Here is a 14,544-nt window from a genome sequence, read left to right on the forward strand (position 1 = left end):
CGACAGCCTACGGGCTAGGGTCGGACGGGTGCGCTTGCTCTTCACCTCACTGGGGTCCTTCGGTCACACGTTCCCGCTCGTCCCGCTGGCGGTCGCCGCGCGCGACGCGGGCCACGACGTCGTCTTCGCCACCTCCGGCGATTTCCTGCCACAGCTGACGAAAGCCGGTCTCGAGACGGCGGCCGCCGGGCTCGCCATCAAGGACGCGTTCGGGCAGGCGTTCGCCGGGGCCGGTCCGTCCGGTCCGCGTCGTCCGCCCGGTGAGGTCCCGCCGGAGGTGCTGGGACCGATCGTCGCGAAGGTGTTCGGCGAGCTGATGCCGAAGCGGTTCGTCGCCGACCTGCTGCCGCTGTTCTCGCGGTTCCGCCCGGATCTCGTGGTGAGCGAGGCCGGCAACTCCGGTGGCGCGTTCGCCGCGATGAAGGCCGGGATCCCGGTGGTGGCGCACGGTTTCGGCCGCGTGTCGAGCGACGATCCGATGGTGACGCGGATCCGCGACGCGATCCGTGCGCACGGTGCCGAGCTGGGCATCTCCGTCGGTGCGGACCTCGCGTTCGGCGGGCCGTTCGTCGACATCTGCCCGGAGTCGGTGCAGGACCCGGGATTCCTGGCGCGCGCGACGCGCGTCCCGCTGCGGCCGGTCGGCTGGAGCGAGCCGGGCGAGCTGCCGGCCGGGGTGCTGGAGCGGTCGCGGCCGCTGGTCTACCTGACGCTCGGCACGGCGATGGGGCACGCGGGCGTGCTGGGCGCGGCGATCGCCGGACTGTCCGGGTTGGACGTCGACGTCCTGGTCGCCACGGGCCCGACGGTCGACCCGGCCGCGCTCGGCGAGGTGCCGCCGAACGTCCGGCTCGAGTCCTGGGTACCGCAGTCGGAGCTGCTTCCGCACGTCGACCTGGTGGTCCACCACGGCGGCAGCGGCACGACGCTGGGCGCGTTCGGCGCGGGCCTCCCGCAGCTCCTGCTACCGCAGGGCGCGGACCAGTTCAGCAACGCGGACGCGGTCGTGGCGGCCGGCGTCGGCTCCCGCCTGCTCGCCGCGGAGGTCACCGCCGAAGCGGTCGCCGAAACGGCCCGCACGCTGCTCACGGACACCGCGGTCGCCGACGCGACCCGGGCGCTGGCGGCCGAGGTCGCGGCCATGCCGTCCCCGGCCGAGGTGGCGGCCCAGCTCCCGAGTTACGCCTGAAATCACGCGAGTTCCGGCTTGAACCCCGTGCGCACGGAATTCAAGCCGGAACCGGTCAGGCGCGGGTGACCAGCTCGCGCAGCAGGGACCCCATCCGGGTCGCGGCCGCGCGGCCCGCCTCCAGGACTTCCTGGTGGTTCAGCGGCTCGCCGGTCATGCCGGCGGCCAGGTTGGTCACCAGCGACAGCCCGAACACCTCGACCCCGGCCGCGCGGGCCGCGATCGCCTCCAGGACGGTCGACATGCCGACCAGGTCCGCGCCCAGCGTGCGCAGCATGTGGATCTCGGCCGGCGTCTCGAAGTGCGGCCCGGTCAGGCCCGCGTAGACACCCTCCTCCAGCGACGGGTCGATCTCCTGGGCGACCTTCCGCAGCCGCGCCGAGTACAGGTCGGTCAGGTCGACGAAGTTCGCCCCGACGATCGGCGAGCGCGCGGTCAGGTTCAGGTGGTCGGAGATCAGCACCGGCTGACCGACCTGGAACCCCTGGCGCAGCCCGCCCGCGGCGTTCGTCAGCAGCACCGTCCGGACGCCGGCCGCCGCCGCGGTGCGCACGTTGTGCACCACCGGGTCGATGCCCTTGCCCTCGTAGAAGTGCGTCCGCCCGAGCAGGACCAGGACGTTCTTGTCGCCGATCTTCAGCGAGCGGATCGTGCCGCCGTGGCCCACGGCGCCGGGCGTGGTGAAGCCGGGCAGCTCGGCGAACGGGATCTCCGTCTCGTACTCCCCGATGACGTCCGCCGCCGGACGCCAGCCCGACCCCAGGACCACCGCGATGTCGTGCGCGTCCACACCGGTGCGCTTGGCGATGGCGCTCGCGGCTTCGTGTTCACTCATGCCAGGGAGCGTATCCGGACCGCCCTCACCACGAGGAACACCACCAGCCCGAACGGCGACAGGAAGATCGTCAGCACCAGGATCGGGCTCACGATCCATGGCGAGATCCCCGTCGACCGGCCTTCGAAGTACATCCACCGCGCGATGAACAGGTCGAACGCGATGAGGTGCGCCCAGACGAGCCCGGCGCCCCACGGCGTGGCCAGCAGCGTCTGCAGCACGCCGAGGTCGGGCCGCAGCATCGCCCGGCCCCACTCGCCGAAGTGCGGCAGGACCAGGGCGAAGTAGCAAGCGAGCGGCAGCAACGGCACCCACGGTGACGCCATGATCCGCGGGGTCCACCGCCACCCCGGCAGCAGGATCATCAGCGCCCAGAACGGCGTGGCCAGCGGGAACGCCAGGTCGAAGAGGGTCATCGGACGCGCACCGCGGCCCACGACCCCAGCCCGGCCCCCGCCACGAGCACGGCGAACGCGCCGAGCGTCAGCGCGTCGGGGTGCACGATCGACTGCGCCCGCAGCGCCTGCCAGGTGACCAGCGCGGTCAGCCCCGCGTACCCGGCCGCGCCGACCAGGACGAGCCGCGCGCGGACAGTGCCGGCCACGTCATCGCGCAGCCGGGCGAAGCGCGGGGCCAGCGCCGCGAGCGCGAGGGCCAGCAGCGGCAGCGCCTGCAGCGCGTGCATCCCGACGAAGTGCGGGATCCGCAGGTCACCGGCGACCGTGCTCCAGCCGAGGATCGGCAGGCCGGGACCGCCGTCGGCGAGCCCGACGGTGTGCGCGCCGACCATGTCCGGCTTCCCGCCGGTCTGCCACTGCGCGAGCTGCCGCGCGGTCGGGCTCGTCATCAGGACGCCGAGCGAGATCCCCACGAGCGACACGACGGCGCCGGCGCGCACGGCCCAGAAGCTTGCCCGGTCCTCGACCTTCGTGACCATCACCAGCACGGTCAGCGCGAACGTCGCGACCCAGAGCCCGATGATCATCTTGGCCATGACGCTGTAGATCCCGGCGTCGAGCGCGGTCGCGTTGTTGAAGTGGCTCGCCCGGCCGCGCGCGGCCTGGACCACGAGCAGGACGTACTCGGCGGCGAAGATCAGCACCAGGAAGTTCGTCAGCCCGTTCGCCGTGCGCCGGAACCGCGGCAGCAGCGAGACGAGCCAGCTCCAGGTGAGGAAGTAGAGCGCGCCGGACACCGCGAACTTGAACGGCTTCGCCCAGATCGGCGCGCCTTCGAGAGTCCGCTGGTCGAGGAGCATCGCGGCGACGCACAGGACCGCGACCACCCCCAGGGTGGCGGCCGCCAGCGCGGACGGCCGGTGCCACCCGCGCGTTCTGCTCCGGACGTCGGCAAGGATGGTCATGGTTCCCTCCCAGAATGGATAGTCAAGCTCTCCGTTATGGGAAGTTAAGCTATCCATACTGAGAAGTCTTCAGGGTTGACCCGGAACCGGACCCGGGGATCGGAGCGGATGCGCATGCGGATGGCCGAACTGAGCGCGGGATCGGGAGTGCCGGTCGCGACCGTCAAGTACTACCTGCGCGAAGGTCTGCTCCCGCCGGGCGAGCGCACGAGCCCCAACCAGGCCCGGTACTCCCCGGACCACGTCCAGCGGCTCCGGCTGATCAGGGCGCTCACCGAGGTCGGCGGGCTGCCGCTCGCCTCGGTCGGCGCCGTCCTCGCCGCGATCGACGGCGACGCGACCCCGCACGAGACGATGGGCGTGGTCCAGCAGGAGCTGGCCGGCGTGCCACCGCAGGTGTCCGACGAGGCCGCCGCGTGGGCGTCCGAACTGCTCCACGACCTGGCACTTCGCCACGGCTGGAAGTGGCACCCGACGGAGAACCGGGCGTTCGGCAACCTGATCGCCGCGCTGGCCACGGCGAAGGAGCTCGGGCACGGGAAGCTCGCCGAACGGCTGGACGAGTACGCCGTGCTGGCGGTGCGCGTCGCCGAGCTGGACGTCGAGGTCGTGGCCGGGCTGACGTCGTTCGACAAGATCGTCGAGGCGGGGCTGGTCGCCACGGTGCTGGGCGACCGGATCTTCACGGGCCTGCGCCACCTCGCGCAGGAACACGTCTCCCGCGACGTCCTCGGCCGGACGCCCGGCAGCTAGTCCGAGACCTTGAGCGTGGGCGCGACGCGGTCGAAGACGTCCTCCCGGCCCGCGCTCTCCTGCTCGACCGGCACGGTCACCGACAGGAGCCACAGGCTGGTGCCCGCCTCGACCATCTTCATGAACGTCACGCGGGTGCCCCCGGTGCCTTCGTTCTGCGGCAGGGTGCCGGCTTCGCCGAGGCGGTAGGCCAGCGTCGCGCTCTTGTGGTCCGGCGCCGTCGACGTCTCGGAGAGCTCGAACGCGTTGTCGGGGTAGGACTGCTGCAGCCAGGTGATGTAGTCGTCGTAGCTGTCGGTCTGGTCGAAGTACTTCCCCAGCCGCTCCAGGCGCAGCGACCGGCGCCCGTCCGGCGAGACGTACTGGATGACCAGGCTGAGCCCGAACTTGGTGTTGTGCGGGGCGACGAACCGCTGCCAGCCCTCCGGCACGTCGAGGTCGTACTGCCCGCCGTCGTTGTTCAGCGCGCTGCCGTTGCCGGTCTGGTGCACCAGCGTCGGCGGCGGCACCTGGGTCGGCCCGTTCGGCGTCGACGTCGGCTCGGCCGCCGGAGGGAGCAGCGGCTGCCCGCCCACCGTCCTGGCCAGCGCGAACCCGCCGCCCGCGGCCAGCAGGAAGAGCAGGATCGCCACGGCGACGAGCACCGCGCTCGCCCGGGCGGTGCGCCGCCCGGCCGGCCGCGGCTGCGCGACGAACACCGTCGCCGGCTCGGGCGAAGGAGCCGGGGGCGCGGCCGGCGCCGGCGTGGGCGGGCGCAGGAACGGCAGCGGCCCGGGGTCGGTGGCGAGCTCGCTGCTCGACCCCTCGGCCTTCTTCTCCGCCTTGGCGGGCAGGACGGTCTTGATCACCTGGGTGTCGGTCGCGTCCGGCTGCGCGGACGTCTTCTTCCCGTCCGGGGTGCGGAACAGGTCCGGTCCGAACAGGTCGAGCGGCGTCTTCGTCTGCAGCGGGTACAGCCGGTACCGGACCTCGCGCAGGGTGATCCGGTCGCCCGGCTCCTTCTTCATCAGCGCGGAGATGACGTCGGCGAGCGGCCCGGCCTTCGGCTTGGGCACCTTGCCGTTGACGACCTTGCCGACGGTCTCCAGCGGGTCGCCGTCGGCGTCGTACGGCGGCGCGCCCTCGACCGCGGCGAACAGCGTCGCGCCGAGGCCCCACAGGTCGGCGGCGGGGATGACCGCGCCGCCGGAGGCGACCTCCGGCGCGATGTAGGCGGGGGAGCCGAGCATGATCCCGGTGCGGGTCATGGTCGCTTCGGAGACGTTGCGCGCGATGCCGAAGTCGGTCAGCTTGATCCGGCCGTCGCTGGCGACCAGGACGTTGCCCGGCTTGACGTCGCGGTGCGTGATGCCGGCGGCGTGCGCGGCCTCCAGCGCGGACGCGACGGCGATGCCGACCGCGGCGGCCTGCTCGACCGTCAGCGGCCCGTGGTCGCGCAGGATGTGCGCCAGGCTGCGCGAGGGCAGCAGCTCCATCACCACGAACGGCTGGTCGTCCTCGCGGGCGACGTCGTGCAGGATGATCACGTTCGGGTGAGACAGGACGGCGATCGCGCGGGCCTCGCGCAGCGTGCGCTCCCGCAGCTCGTCGGCCTGGGAAGAGGGGATGCCCGGGGGCACCTTCATCTCCTTGACGGCCACCTGGCGGTGCAGGAACTCGTCGTAGGCCGACCAGACCGTGCCCATCGACCCCGAGCCCAGCACCGAGCGCAGCCGGTAGCGACCGGCGACCAGTCGTGTCTCTTCGCTGGAGGGGGGCACCCCCTGATTGTGTCGTACCCGATCGACCCCTGACTGCCTAGGGGCGCGACTAGAGTCACAGGTCCGACGCGGCCCGTGCCTCTACCATCACTGGGTATGACTGAAGTGGCCGGTCCGGAGTCAGTGCCGATCTCCGAACTCGACCTTGCGGCCGAGTTTCCCCAGGCGACCCGCGAGCAGTGGCAGGAGCTCGTCGCCGGTGTCCTGCGCAAGAGCGGCAGGCTGCCGGAGGACTTCACGGGCGCCCCGGAGAGCAAGCTCGTCACGCGGACCTACGACGGCATCGAGATCCAGCCGCTGTACACGGCCGAGGACGTCCCCGGCGAGACCGGGTTCCCCGGCCTGCCGCCGTTCGTGCGCGGATCCCGGCCGGACGGGCAGATCAGCACGGGCTGGGACGTCCGCGCCCGCTTCACCGGCGACGACGCGCGCGAGGTCAACCGCGCGATCCTCGCCGACCTCGAAGGCGGCGTGACGTCGATCTGGCTGTCCGTCCCGCCCGCGTCGATCGCCGACGCGCTCAATGAGGTCTACGTCGACCTGGCGCCGGTGGTCCTGGACGCGGGTGCTTCGTTCGAGGCCGCCGCCGACGCGCTGTTCGAGCTGTTCGACGAGCGCGAGATCCCGGCGAGCGAAGCCACCGCGGTGCTGGGCGCCGACCCGATCGGGCTCGCGGCGCGCAGCGGCTCGGCCGTCGAGCTGGAACCGGCCGCCGCGCTCGCCGCGCGTGTCGCCGGGAAGTACCCGAAGGTGCGCACGATCGTCGCCGACGGCCTCCCGTTCCACGAGGCGGGCGGGTCGGACGCGCAGGAGCTGGGCGCGCTCGTCGCCGCCGGCGTCACCTACCTGCGTTCCTTGACGGACGCGGGCCTCGACGTCGAAGCCGCGGCCGGGCAGCTGGAGTTCCGGCTCGCCGCGACCGCCGACCAGTTCTCCACCATCGCCAAGCTGCGCGCGGCGCGCCGACTGTGGGCCCGCGTCGGCGAGGTGTGCGGGTTCTCCTCGCCGATGCGCCAGCACGCCGTGACGTCGCCGTCGATGCTGACCCGGCGCGACCCCTGGGTGAACATGCTGCGCACGACGGTCGCCTGCTTCGGCGCGGGCGTCGGCGGTGCGGACGCGGTCACGGTGCTGCCGTTCGACGCGGCGATCGGCCGTCCGGACGCGTTCTCCGCGCGGATCGCCCGCAACACCCACGCCGTCCTGCTGGAAGAGTCCAAGCTGGCCGGCGTGGCCGACCCGGCGGGCGGCTCCTGGTACGTCGAGAAGCTGACCGACGACCTCGCGCACGCGGCCTGGGCCGAGTTCACGGCCATCGAGGGTGCGGGCGGCCTGGTGGCCGAACTCGCCTCGGGCGCACTGGCCGGGCGGCTCGCCGAGACGTGGGAGAAGCGGTCGAAGCGGATCGCGACCCGGCGCGACCCGCTCACCGGCGTCAGCGAGTTCCCGAACCTGGCCGAGAAGCCGGTGGTCCGGACGCCGGTCGAGTCCACTGTGGAAGGTGGGCTGCCGCGGCACCGGTACGCCGAAGGCTTCGAGGCGCTTCGCGACGCTTCGGACGCGTACCTCGCCGCGCACGGTTCACGGCCGAAGATCTTCCTCGCCACTTTGGGACCGGTCGCGGCGCACACCGCGCGGGCCGGGTTCGCCGCGAACCTGTTCCAGGCCGGCGGCCTCGAAGCAGTCAACCCGGGCGCGACCGACGACCTGCCGGGCGCGTTCCGCGAGTCCGGCGCGAAGATCGCCTGCCTCTGCGGCACCGACGACGCCTACGCCGAGCGGGCGGCGGACGTCGCCGCGTCGCTCGGAGCCGACTACGTACTACTGGCCGGCAAGGGTACCTACGACGGTGTGGACGCCAACGTCTTCGCCGGCTGTGACGCCCTCGACGTCCTGAACGGCCTGCACGCCAAGCTGGGAGTCACCCGATGAGCATCCCGAACTTCGCCGGCCTCGACCTCGGCGCACCCGCGCCGGCCGACCGCGACGCCTGGGCGCGCGCGGTGCAGGAAGCCACCGGCAAGGGCCCGGACGCCCTGGCCTGGGAGACGCCCGAGGGCATCGGCGTCAAGCCCGTCTACACCGCCGACGACCTGTCCGATGTGGACTTCCTGGGCACGTATCCCGGAATCGCGCCCTTCCTGCGCGGGCCGTACCCGACGATGTACGTCAACCAGCCCTGGACCATCCGCCAGTACGCCGGGTTCTCGACGGCCGAGGAGTCCAACGCCTTCTACCGGCGCAACCTCGCCGCCGGCCAGAAAGGGCTTTCGGTCGCCTTCGACCTGGCCACCCACCGCGGCTACGACTCCGACCACCCGCGCGTCTCCGGCGACGTCGGCATGGCGGGCGTCGCGATCGACTCCATCTACGACATGCGCCAGCTCTTCGACGGGATTCCCCTCGACAAGATGTCCGTGTCGATGACGATGAACGGCGCGGTGCTGCCGGTGCTGGCGCTCTACGTCGTCGCGGCCGAGGAGCAGGGGGTGAAGCCGGAGCAGCTCGCGGGGACCATCCAGAACGACATCCTCAAGGAGTTCATGGTCCGCAACACCTACATCTACCCGCCGCAGCCGTCGATGCGGATCATCTCCGACATCTTCTCCTACACCTCGCAGCACATGCCGAAGTACAACTCGATCTCCATCTCCGGCTACCACATGCAGGAAGCCGGGGCGACGGCCGATCTGGAGCTGGCCTACACCCTCGCCGACGGCGTCGAGTACCTCCGCTCCGGCGTCGACGCGGGGCTCAGCGTCGACAAGTTCGCGCCGCGGCTGTCCTTCTTCTGGGCCATCGGGATGAACTTCTTCATGGAGGTCGCGAAGCTGCGCGCGGCGCGTCTCCTGTGGGCGAAGCTCGTGAAGGGCTTCGACCCTCAGAACTCGAAGTCGCTCTCGCTGCGCACGCACTCCCAGACGTCCGGCTGGTCGCTGACCGCCCAGGACGTCTACAACAACGTCGTGCGGACCTGCGTCGAGGCGATGGCCGCGACCCAGGGGCACACGCAGTCGCTGCACACCAACGCCCTCGACGAAGCCCTCGCGCTGCCCACCGACTTCTCCGCGCGGATCGCCCGCAACACGCAGCTGCTGCTGCAGCAGGAATCCGGCACGACGCGCGTGATCGACCCGTGGGGCGGCAGCGCGTTCGTCGAGAAGCTGACCTACGACCTCGCGCGCAAGGCGTGGGGGCACATCAGCGAGGTCGAGCAGGCCGGCGGCATGGCCAAGGCGATCGACGCGGGCATCCCCAAGCTGCGCATCGAGGAGGCCGCGGCGCGCACCCAGGCGCGCATCGACTCCGGTCGCCAGCCGGTGATCGGCGTGAACAAGTACCAGGTCACGAGCGACGAAGACATCGAAGTGCTCAAAGTGGACAACGCCGGCGTCCGGACGCAGCAGCTGGAGAAGCTGCGGCGCCTGCGTTCCGCGCGTGACTCCGCCGCCACCGAGGACGCGTTGCGGCGGCTCACCGAGGGCGCCGGGAACGGCGGCAACCTCCTGGAGCTGGCCATCGGGGCGGCCCGCGCGAAGGCCACCGTCGGCGAGATCTCCGACGCCTTGGAGAAGCTCTGGGGCCGCCACGCCGGGCAGATCCGGACGATTTCCGGCGTCTACCGCGAAGAGGTGGGTAAGTCGCAGAACGTCGAGAAGGCCCGTCAGCTGGTCGAGGAGTTCGCCGCGGAGGAAGGACGCCGCCCGCGCATCCTGGTCGCCAAGATGGGCCAGGACGGCCACGACCGCGGCCAGAAGGTGATCGCCACCGGCTTCGCCGACATCGGCTTCGACGTCGACGTCGGCCCGCTGTTCTCCACCCCGGCCGAGGTCGCGCGGCAGGCGATCGAGGCGGACGTGCACGTCGTCGGGGTGTCCTCATTGGCCGCCGGGCACCTCTCGCTGGTGCCCGCGCTGCGGCACGAGCTCGCCGAGCTGGGCCGCGAGGACATCATGGTCGTCGTCGGCGGGGTCATCCCACCGCAGGACTACCCGGCGCTGCGCGAGGCCGGCGCGGCGGCGATCTTCGGGCCCGGCACGGTGCTCGCGGACGCGGCCATCGACCTGCTCGGCCAGCTGACGGCGCAGGAGTCCTGACCCTTGCCGCGCAAGATCGACGTCCCCGCGTACGCCAAGGGCGTGCTGGCGGGCGACCGCGGGACGCTGTCGAAGGCGATCACGCTGGTCGAGTCGCAGCGGGAGGACCACCGGGCGCTGGCGCAGGAGCTGCTCGTCGAGCTGCTGCCCGCTTCCGGCGGTGCGCGGCGCATCGGCATCACGGGCGTTCCCGGTGTCGGCAAGTCGACATTCATCGACCAGCTGGGCACCGACCTGACCACGGCCGGGCACCGCGTCGCCGTCCTGGCGGTCGACCCGTCGTCGACGCGCACCGGCGGGTCGATCCTCGGCGACAAGACCCGGATGGCGCGCCTGGCGGTCGACGAACGGGCGTTCATCCGGCCGTCGCCGACGTCCGGGACGCTCGGCGGCGTCGCACGCGCGACCCGCGAGACGATCGTGCTGATGGAAGCCGCCGGCTACGACACCGTGCTGGTCGAGACCGTCGGGGTAGGACAGTCCGAAGTGACCGTCGCGAACATGGTCGACTGCTTCCTGTTCCTGACGCTCGCGCGCACGGGCGACCAGCTCCAGGGCATCAAGAAGGGCGTGCTGGAGCTGGCCGACGTCATCGCCGTCAACAAGGCCGACGGCGACCACGAGCGGGACGCTCGCCGCGCGGCCCGGGAGCTGTCCGGCGCGCTGCGGATGATCTACGGGCCCGAAGCGTCCTGGACGCCACCCGTGCTGACCTGCAGCGGCCTGCACAACCTGCGGCTGGACGAGGTCTGGGGCGCGATCGAGCAGCACCGCGACACGCTCACGGCGTCCGGCGAGCTCGAAGCGCGTCGCCGTCAGCAGCAGGTCGACTGGACGTGGGCGATGGTTCGCGAACAGCTGCTGAGTCGCCTGGCGGCACATCCGGACGTGCGAACGGTCGTTCCCGACGTCGAACGGGCGGTGCGGGACGGTGAGCTGACGGCTACCCTCGGTGCTCAGCGGATCCTCGACGCGTTCGGTCCACCGCGTGGGGGCTGACGCGCCGGGCGTTCCGCGGGAGAATGCCTGGTCGTGGCGAAGGGATGACATGGCGAAACTGCGGGGTCTGGTCCTGGCCGGCGTGCTGGGCGCGGTGCTGTTCACCGCGTCGCCGGCGTCCGCCGAACCGGTGCGCGCCCACCACACGGTGGCGGTGACGGTCGGGCACGCGTCCGCCGCGCTGGTCCCGGTGCAGGCCACTCCCAATCCGGGTCCGGTGCTCGACCCGGCCCAGACCGACAAGGCGAACACCGAAAAGACCAGGAACAAGCTGGTCGCCGGCGTGGTCGCGGTGGCGCTGCTCGGGATCGTGATCTGGGGCAGGCGGATCCGTTCGAAGAAAGCCAAGAGCTCTTGAGGCGTTCGGCTTAACCGAACTACTGCACGCCGTTCAACGCAGATCCGGTACCGGCCATCTAGGACGGCCGTTTTCGAGGCGCGCGTTGCCGCCTGCATGGTGCACGATCGTCTGCAAATGCGTACGACAGATCGATCGGCACGTTGCGTGACCCCAGCCGCTGCCCGGGTTACCCGTGTTGCGGGAGGAGGTGCGGCGTGACGGTGTTGGACTCACGACCGGACGTTCCAGGCGACCCCCACGGGCGCATCATCAACCCCATGGAGGGGTCCGAAGCGCTGATTTCCGAAGCCGGCGTAAGCATGGCTCCCGTGGAGGACCTTGGTGCGGGCCGTGGCCCGTTCTGGCTCGATGACTGGCTGCGCGCCAACGCGACCGATGTGCTCGCCTGGCGCCGGCACATCCACGCGCACCCGGAGCTGTCGCGGCACGAGTTCGCGACCACGGAGCTGATCGTCACGCTGCTGCGTTCCGTCGGGCTCAAGCCGTGGGTGCTGCCCGGCGGCACCGGCGTCGTCTGCGACATCGGCAGCGGCGAACGGTGCGTGGCGTTGCGCGCGGACATGGACGCCCTGCCGCTCACCGAAGCGACCGAGCTGCCCTACGCGTCGACCGTCGAGGGCGCGGCCCACATGTGCGGCCACGACGCCCACACGGCGATCCTGCTGGGCGCGGCCCGCGCCCTCGACGGCGCGCCGGAGCTGCCCGGCCGCGTGCGGCTGATCTTCCAGCACGCTGAAGAGGTCATGCCCGGCGGCGCGCTGGACATGATCGCGGCGGGCGCGCTAAACGGCGTCGAGCGGATCTACGGCCTGCACGTGGACCCGCGGCTCGAGGTCGGCCTGGTCGGGATGCGCGTCGGCGCCCTGACGTCGGCGGCGGACCTGATCGAGCTGCGGCTGACGTCGCCGGGCGGGCACACGTCCCGTCCGCACCTGACGGCCGACCTGGTCCACGCGCTGGGCACGGTGATCACGGGGCTGCCGGCGTTGCTCTCGCGGCGCGTCGACCCGCGCTCGGGAACGGTCCTGGTCTGGGGCGCGGTCCACGCGGGCCAGGCGGCCAACGCGGTCCCGCAGGACGGCGTCCTGCGCGGCACGCTGCGCACGGCCGACCACGAGGTCTGGACGTCGCTGGAGCCGCTGGTGGCGTCGTCGGTGGAGTCCCTCCTGGCGCCGCTGGGCGTCGGCTTCTCCCTCGACTACCGCCGCGGAGTCCCGCCGGTGGTCTCGGACGCGGACTCGACGGCCCTGATGCGCGCGGGCGTCGAAGCGGCCCTGGGCGAAGGCGCGGTGGCTTCGACAGAGCAGTCATCCGGCGGCGAGGACTTCGGCTGGTACCTGGAGCACGTTCAGGGAGCGTTCGCCCGCCTGGGCGTCTGGCCAGGAGCCCCGGACCCCCAGTCCGACATCCACCGCCCCACGTTCATCCTCGACGAGCGAGCCCTGCTCTGCGGAGTCCGGACCCTGGTCCACACCGCCCTAACCACCCTCGCGTAGTTCGTGTCGACCCTTCAATCACGCGTGTCGACCCTCTAAGCACGCGTGTCGACCCTTCCCGCACGGCGGGGTTGTGCACAGGGTTATCCACAGGTGGGCAGTTATCCACAGATCGAGAATGAGGCCCTTCCATCCGGACGTGGAAGGGCCTCATTCTCGACGTCGTGATCGAATGGGCAAGGCGACATGGAGTGCTCTCGCGTGGCGAGGCCGACCGGATCCTAGGTCGGCGGAAGGTCCTCGAAGGGCTCGACCGTGGGCTGCTTTCGCAGCCGTGGCGAGGTGTGGTCGTGCACGCCACCGACCTGCTGAAGCTGCCGACGAGAGCCGCTGCAGCGTTGCTCGCAATCGGTCCTCCTGTCGCGCTGGCTGGGGCTACTTCTCTTGCCCTGCATGGCATTTCGGCCGCCGACGACCGCAACATCCACGTGATGGTGCCGTACTCGCGGCGCATCCGGTCGCGGGCCGGACTGGTCGTGCACCAGGGCGGCTTCCGGGGCGAGGACGTGATCGAAATCGACGGCCTCGCGACGTTCCTGCTCGATCGCGCCCTGGCCGACTTCCTCTGCGATGGGAACAAGCGAGCAGCTTTCACCGCGGCCGACGAGGCCATGCGAGGACTGCCGCCGGACCACTGCGCGAAACTCCGGGAGAACGTGCGCGACCGCCTCGACGACCGCCGGGACCGGCGAGGTATCCACAGGGCGCTGATGCTGCTGGACCTGGCCACCGGCAAGGCGGAGTCGCCTCCGGAAAGCGTGCTCCGGCTGATTGTCGTCGAAGCCGGCTTTCCGGTGCCCGAACCGCAGCACGAGATCACTGCTGTCGACGGCCGCAAGCTCTACGTGTTCGACATGGCTTGGCCGAGCAGGCAGATCGCGCTCGAGTACGACGGGTTCGCCGCCCACGAGGAACGGCGCGAATACGACCGCGAACGTGACGAGCGGATGGCAGGCCGTGGCTGGATCACCATCCGGGCCGCCGCGGCCGACCTCCGGGATCCCAGTCGCCTTCTGGTGGAGCTGCACCACGCCTTCGACCGGCGATCGGGCCGGGCAGCGTGATCAGAGAGCCGACACGCGTGATTGAAGGGTCGACACGCGTGATTAGAGGGTCGACACGGGTTAGCCGGAGATGCCGGAGCAGGGGCGGGTTCGGAGGTCGTCGACGTAGTCGGCGGGGGCTCCGGCGGTCTCGGCGGCGTCGGCCAGCACGCCCAGGTAACGCGCGGAAGGCAAGCCGCCCTCGTACGCGTCCAGGACGTACAGCCAGGCCAGCACCGAGCCGTCCATCGTCTGGACCCGGAGCCGGATCTTCGAGTGGATCCCCAGCTCACCGCCTTCCCAGCGGTCCAGGCCCGTCTCGTCCAGCGGCGTCACGTCGTACAACACGACGAAGACCCGGGAAGCCGGGTCTTCGACGATCGTGGCCAGGGCACCTTCCCAGCCGAGGTCCTCGCCGCCGAAGGTCAGGCGCCACCCCTCCAGCCAGCCGGAGCCGGCCATCGGAGAGTGCGGCGCGCGCTCCAGCATCTGGGCGGGCTCCATGTTCGATCCGTACGCGGCATACAACGGCACGCCGACAGCGTAGCGACCCCGCGCTGACCCGAGTGGACGCACTCGCCGTGTTCGCCCACTTCAGTGTCCGGTCACCTTCGCCGCGTACGGTGAGAGCACCGCACGCGAGCACTT

The 14,544-nt window shown here is 71.4% G+C and carries 13 protein-coding genes; 8 read left to right on the forward strand and 5 right to left on the reverse strand.

Annotated elements, in window-relative coordinates:
• Positions 1-28 precede the first annotated feature (28 nt).
• Positions 29-1,189, forward strand: coding sequence for a nucleotide disphospho-sugar-binding domain-containing protein (locus tag ABZ342_RS06195; protein WP_360469284.1), 1,161 nt, complete (start codon positions 29-31; stop codon positions 1,187-1,189).
• Positions 1,190-1,244: 55 nt separating this feature from the next.
• Here the strand turns inward: ABZ342_RS06195 and ABZ342_RS06200 are convergent, their stop codons facing one another.
• From ABZ342_RS06200 to ABZ342_RS06210, 3 genes are read right to left on the reverse strand one after another with little or no spacing between them, the layout of a single operon-like run.
• A complete protein-coding gene (locus ABZ342_RS06200; protein WP_155549059.1) occupies positions 1,245-2,024 on the reverse strand; it encodes a purine-nucleoside phosphorylase in 780 nt (259 codons plus the stop codon).
• Complete coding sequence (locus ABZ342_RS06205; protein ID WP_360469288.1) at positions 2,021-2,440, reverse strand: ABA4-like family protein; 420 nt, start codon at positions 2,438-2,440, stop codon at positions 2,021-2,023. Before ABZ342_RS06205 ends, ABZ342_RS06200 begins: the two co-directional genes overlap by 4 nt.
• Positions 2,437-3,387 (reverse strand): hypothetical protein, encoded by a 951-nt coding sequence (locus ABZ342_RS06210; RefSeq protein WP_360469291.1) that lies wholly within the window; start codon positions 3,385-3,387, stop codon positions 2,437-2,439. The genes ABZ342_RS06205 and ABZ342_RS06210 overlap by 4 nt, the downstream gene beginning before the upstream one ends.
• 114 nt (positions 3,388-3,501) lie before the next feature.
• Between ABZ342_RS06210 and ABZ342_RS06215 the strand changes: the two genes are divergently transcribed.
• A complete protein-coding gene (locus ABZ342_RS06215) occupies positions 3,502-4,140 on the forward strand; it encodes a MerR family transcriptional regulator (protein WP_360469748.1) in 639 nt (212 codons plus the stop codon).
• Here ABZ342_RS06215 and ABZ342_RS06220 read toward each other — a convergent pair.
• A complete protein-coding gene (locus ABZ342_RS06220; protein ID WP_360469294.1) occupies positions 4,137-5,900 on the reverse strand; it encodes a serine/threonine-protein kinase in 1,764 nt (587 codons plus the stop codon). The two genes, ABZ342_RS06215 and ABZ342_RS06220, sit on opposite strands and share 4 nt — an antisense overlap.
• A 96-nt stretch (positions 5,901-5,996) precedes the next feature.
• Here ABZ342_RS06220 and ABZ342_RS06225 point away from each other — a divergent pair, with 96 nt between their 5' ends.
• The 6 genes from ABZ342_RS06225 to ABZ342_RS06250 all read left to right on the forward strand — a co-directional run bounded on the left by ABZ342_RS06225 (position 5,997) and on the right by ABZ342_RS06250 (position 13,917).
• Positions 5,997-7,832: a methylmalonyl-CoA mutase subunit beta gene (locus ABZ342_RS06225; RefSeq protein ID WP_360469296.1), complete on the forward strand. Its 1,836-nt coding sequence runs from the start codon at positions 5,997-5,999 to the stop codon at positions 7,830-7,832.
• Entirely contained in the window at positions 7,829-9,997 is a 2,169-nt protein-coding gene (gene scpA, locus ABZ342_RS06230) for a methylmalonyl-CoA mutase (protein ID WP_360469299.1), read from the forward strand. Before ABZ342_RS06225 ends, scpA begins: the two co-directional genes overlap by 4 nt.
• A gap of 3 nt (positions 9,998-10,000) precedes the next feature.
• Positions 10,001-10,996, forward strand: coding sequence for a methylmalonyl Co-A mutase-associated GTPase MeaB (meaB, locus tag ABZ342_RS06235; protein WP_155549063.1), 996 nt, complete (start codon positions 10,001-10,003; stop codon positions 10,994-10,996).
• A gap of 49 nt (positions 10,997-11,045) precedes the next feature.
• Positions 11,046-11,354, forward strand: a complete 309-nt coding sequence (locus tag ABZ342_RS06240; protein ID WP_155549064.1) for a hypothetical protein — start codon at positions 11,046-11,048, stop codon at positions 11,352-11,354.
• A gap of 197 nt (positions 11,355-11,551) precedes the next feature.
• Positions 11,552-12,853, forward strand: coding sequence for an amidohydrolase (locus ABZ342_RS06245; RefSeq protein ID WP_360469303.1), 1,302 nt, complete (start codon positions 11,552-11,554; stop codon positions 12,851-12,853).
• Positions 12,854-13,143: 290 nt separating this feature from the next.
• A complete protein-coding gene (locus tag ABZ342_RS06250) occupies positions 13,144-13,917 on the forward strand; it encodes a DUF559 domain-containing protein (RefSeq protein ID WP_360469306.1) in 774 nt (257 codons plus the stop codon).
• A 60-nt stretch (positions 13,918-13,977) separates the two neighbouring features.
• Here ABZ342_RS06250 and ABZ342_RS06255 read toward each other — a convergent pair whose 3' ends face one another.
• Positions 13,978-14,430, reverse strand: coding sequence for a gamma-glutamylcyclotransferase (locus tag ABZ342_RS06255; protein ID WP_196425891.1), 453 nt, complete (start codon positions 14,428-14,430; stop codon positions 13,978-13,980).
• Positions 14,431-14,544 lie beyond the last annotated feature (114 nt).

It is taken from the genome of Amycolatopsis sp. NPDC005961, assembly GCF_040629235.1.
Taxonomy (GTDB): Bacteria; Actinomycetota; Actinomycetes; order Mycobacteriales; family Pseudonocardiaceae; genus Amycolatopsis; species Amycolatopsis camponoti.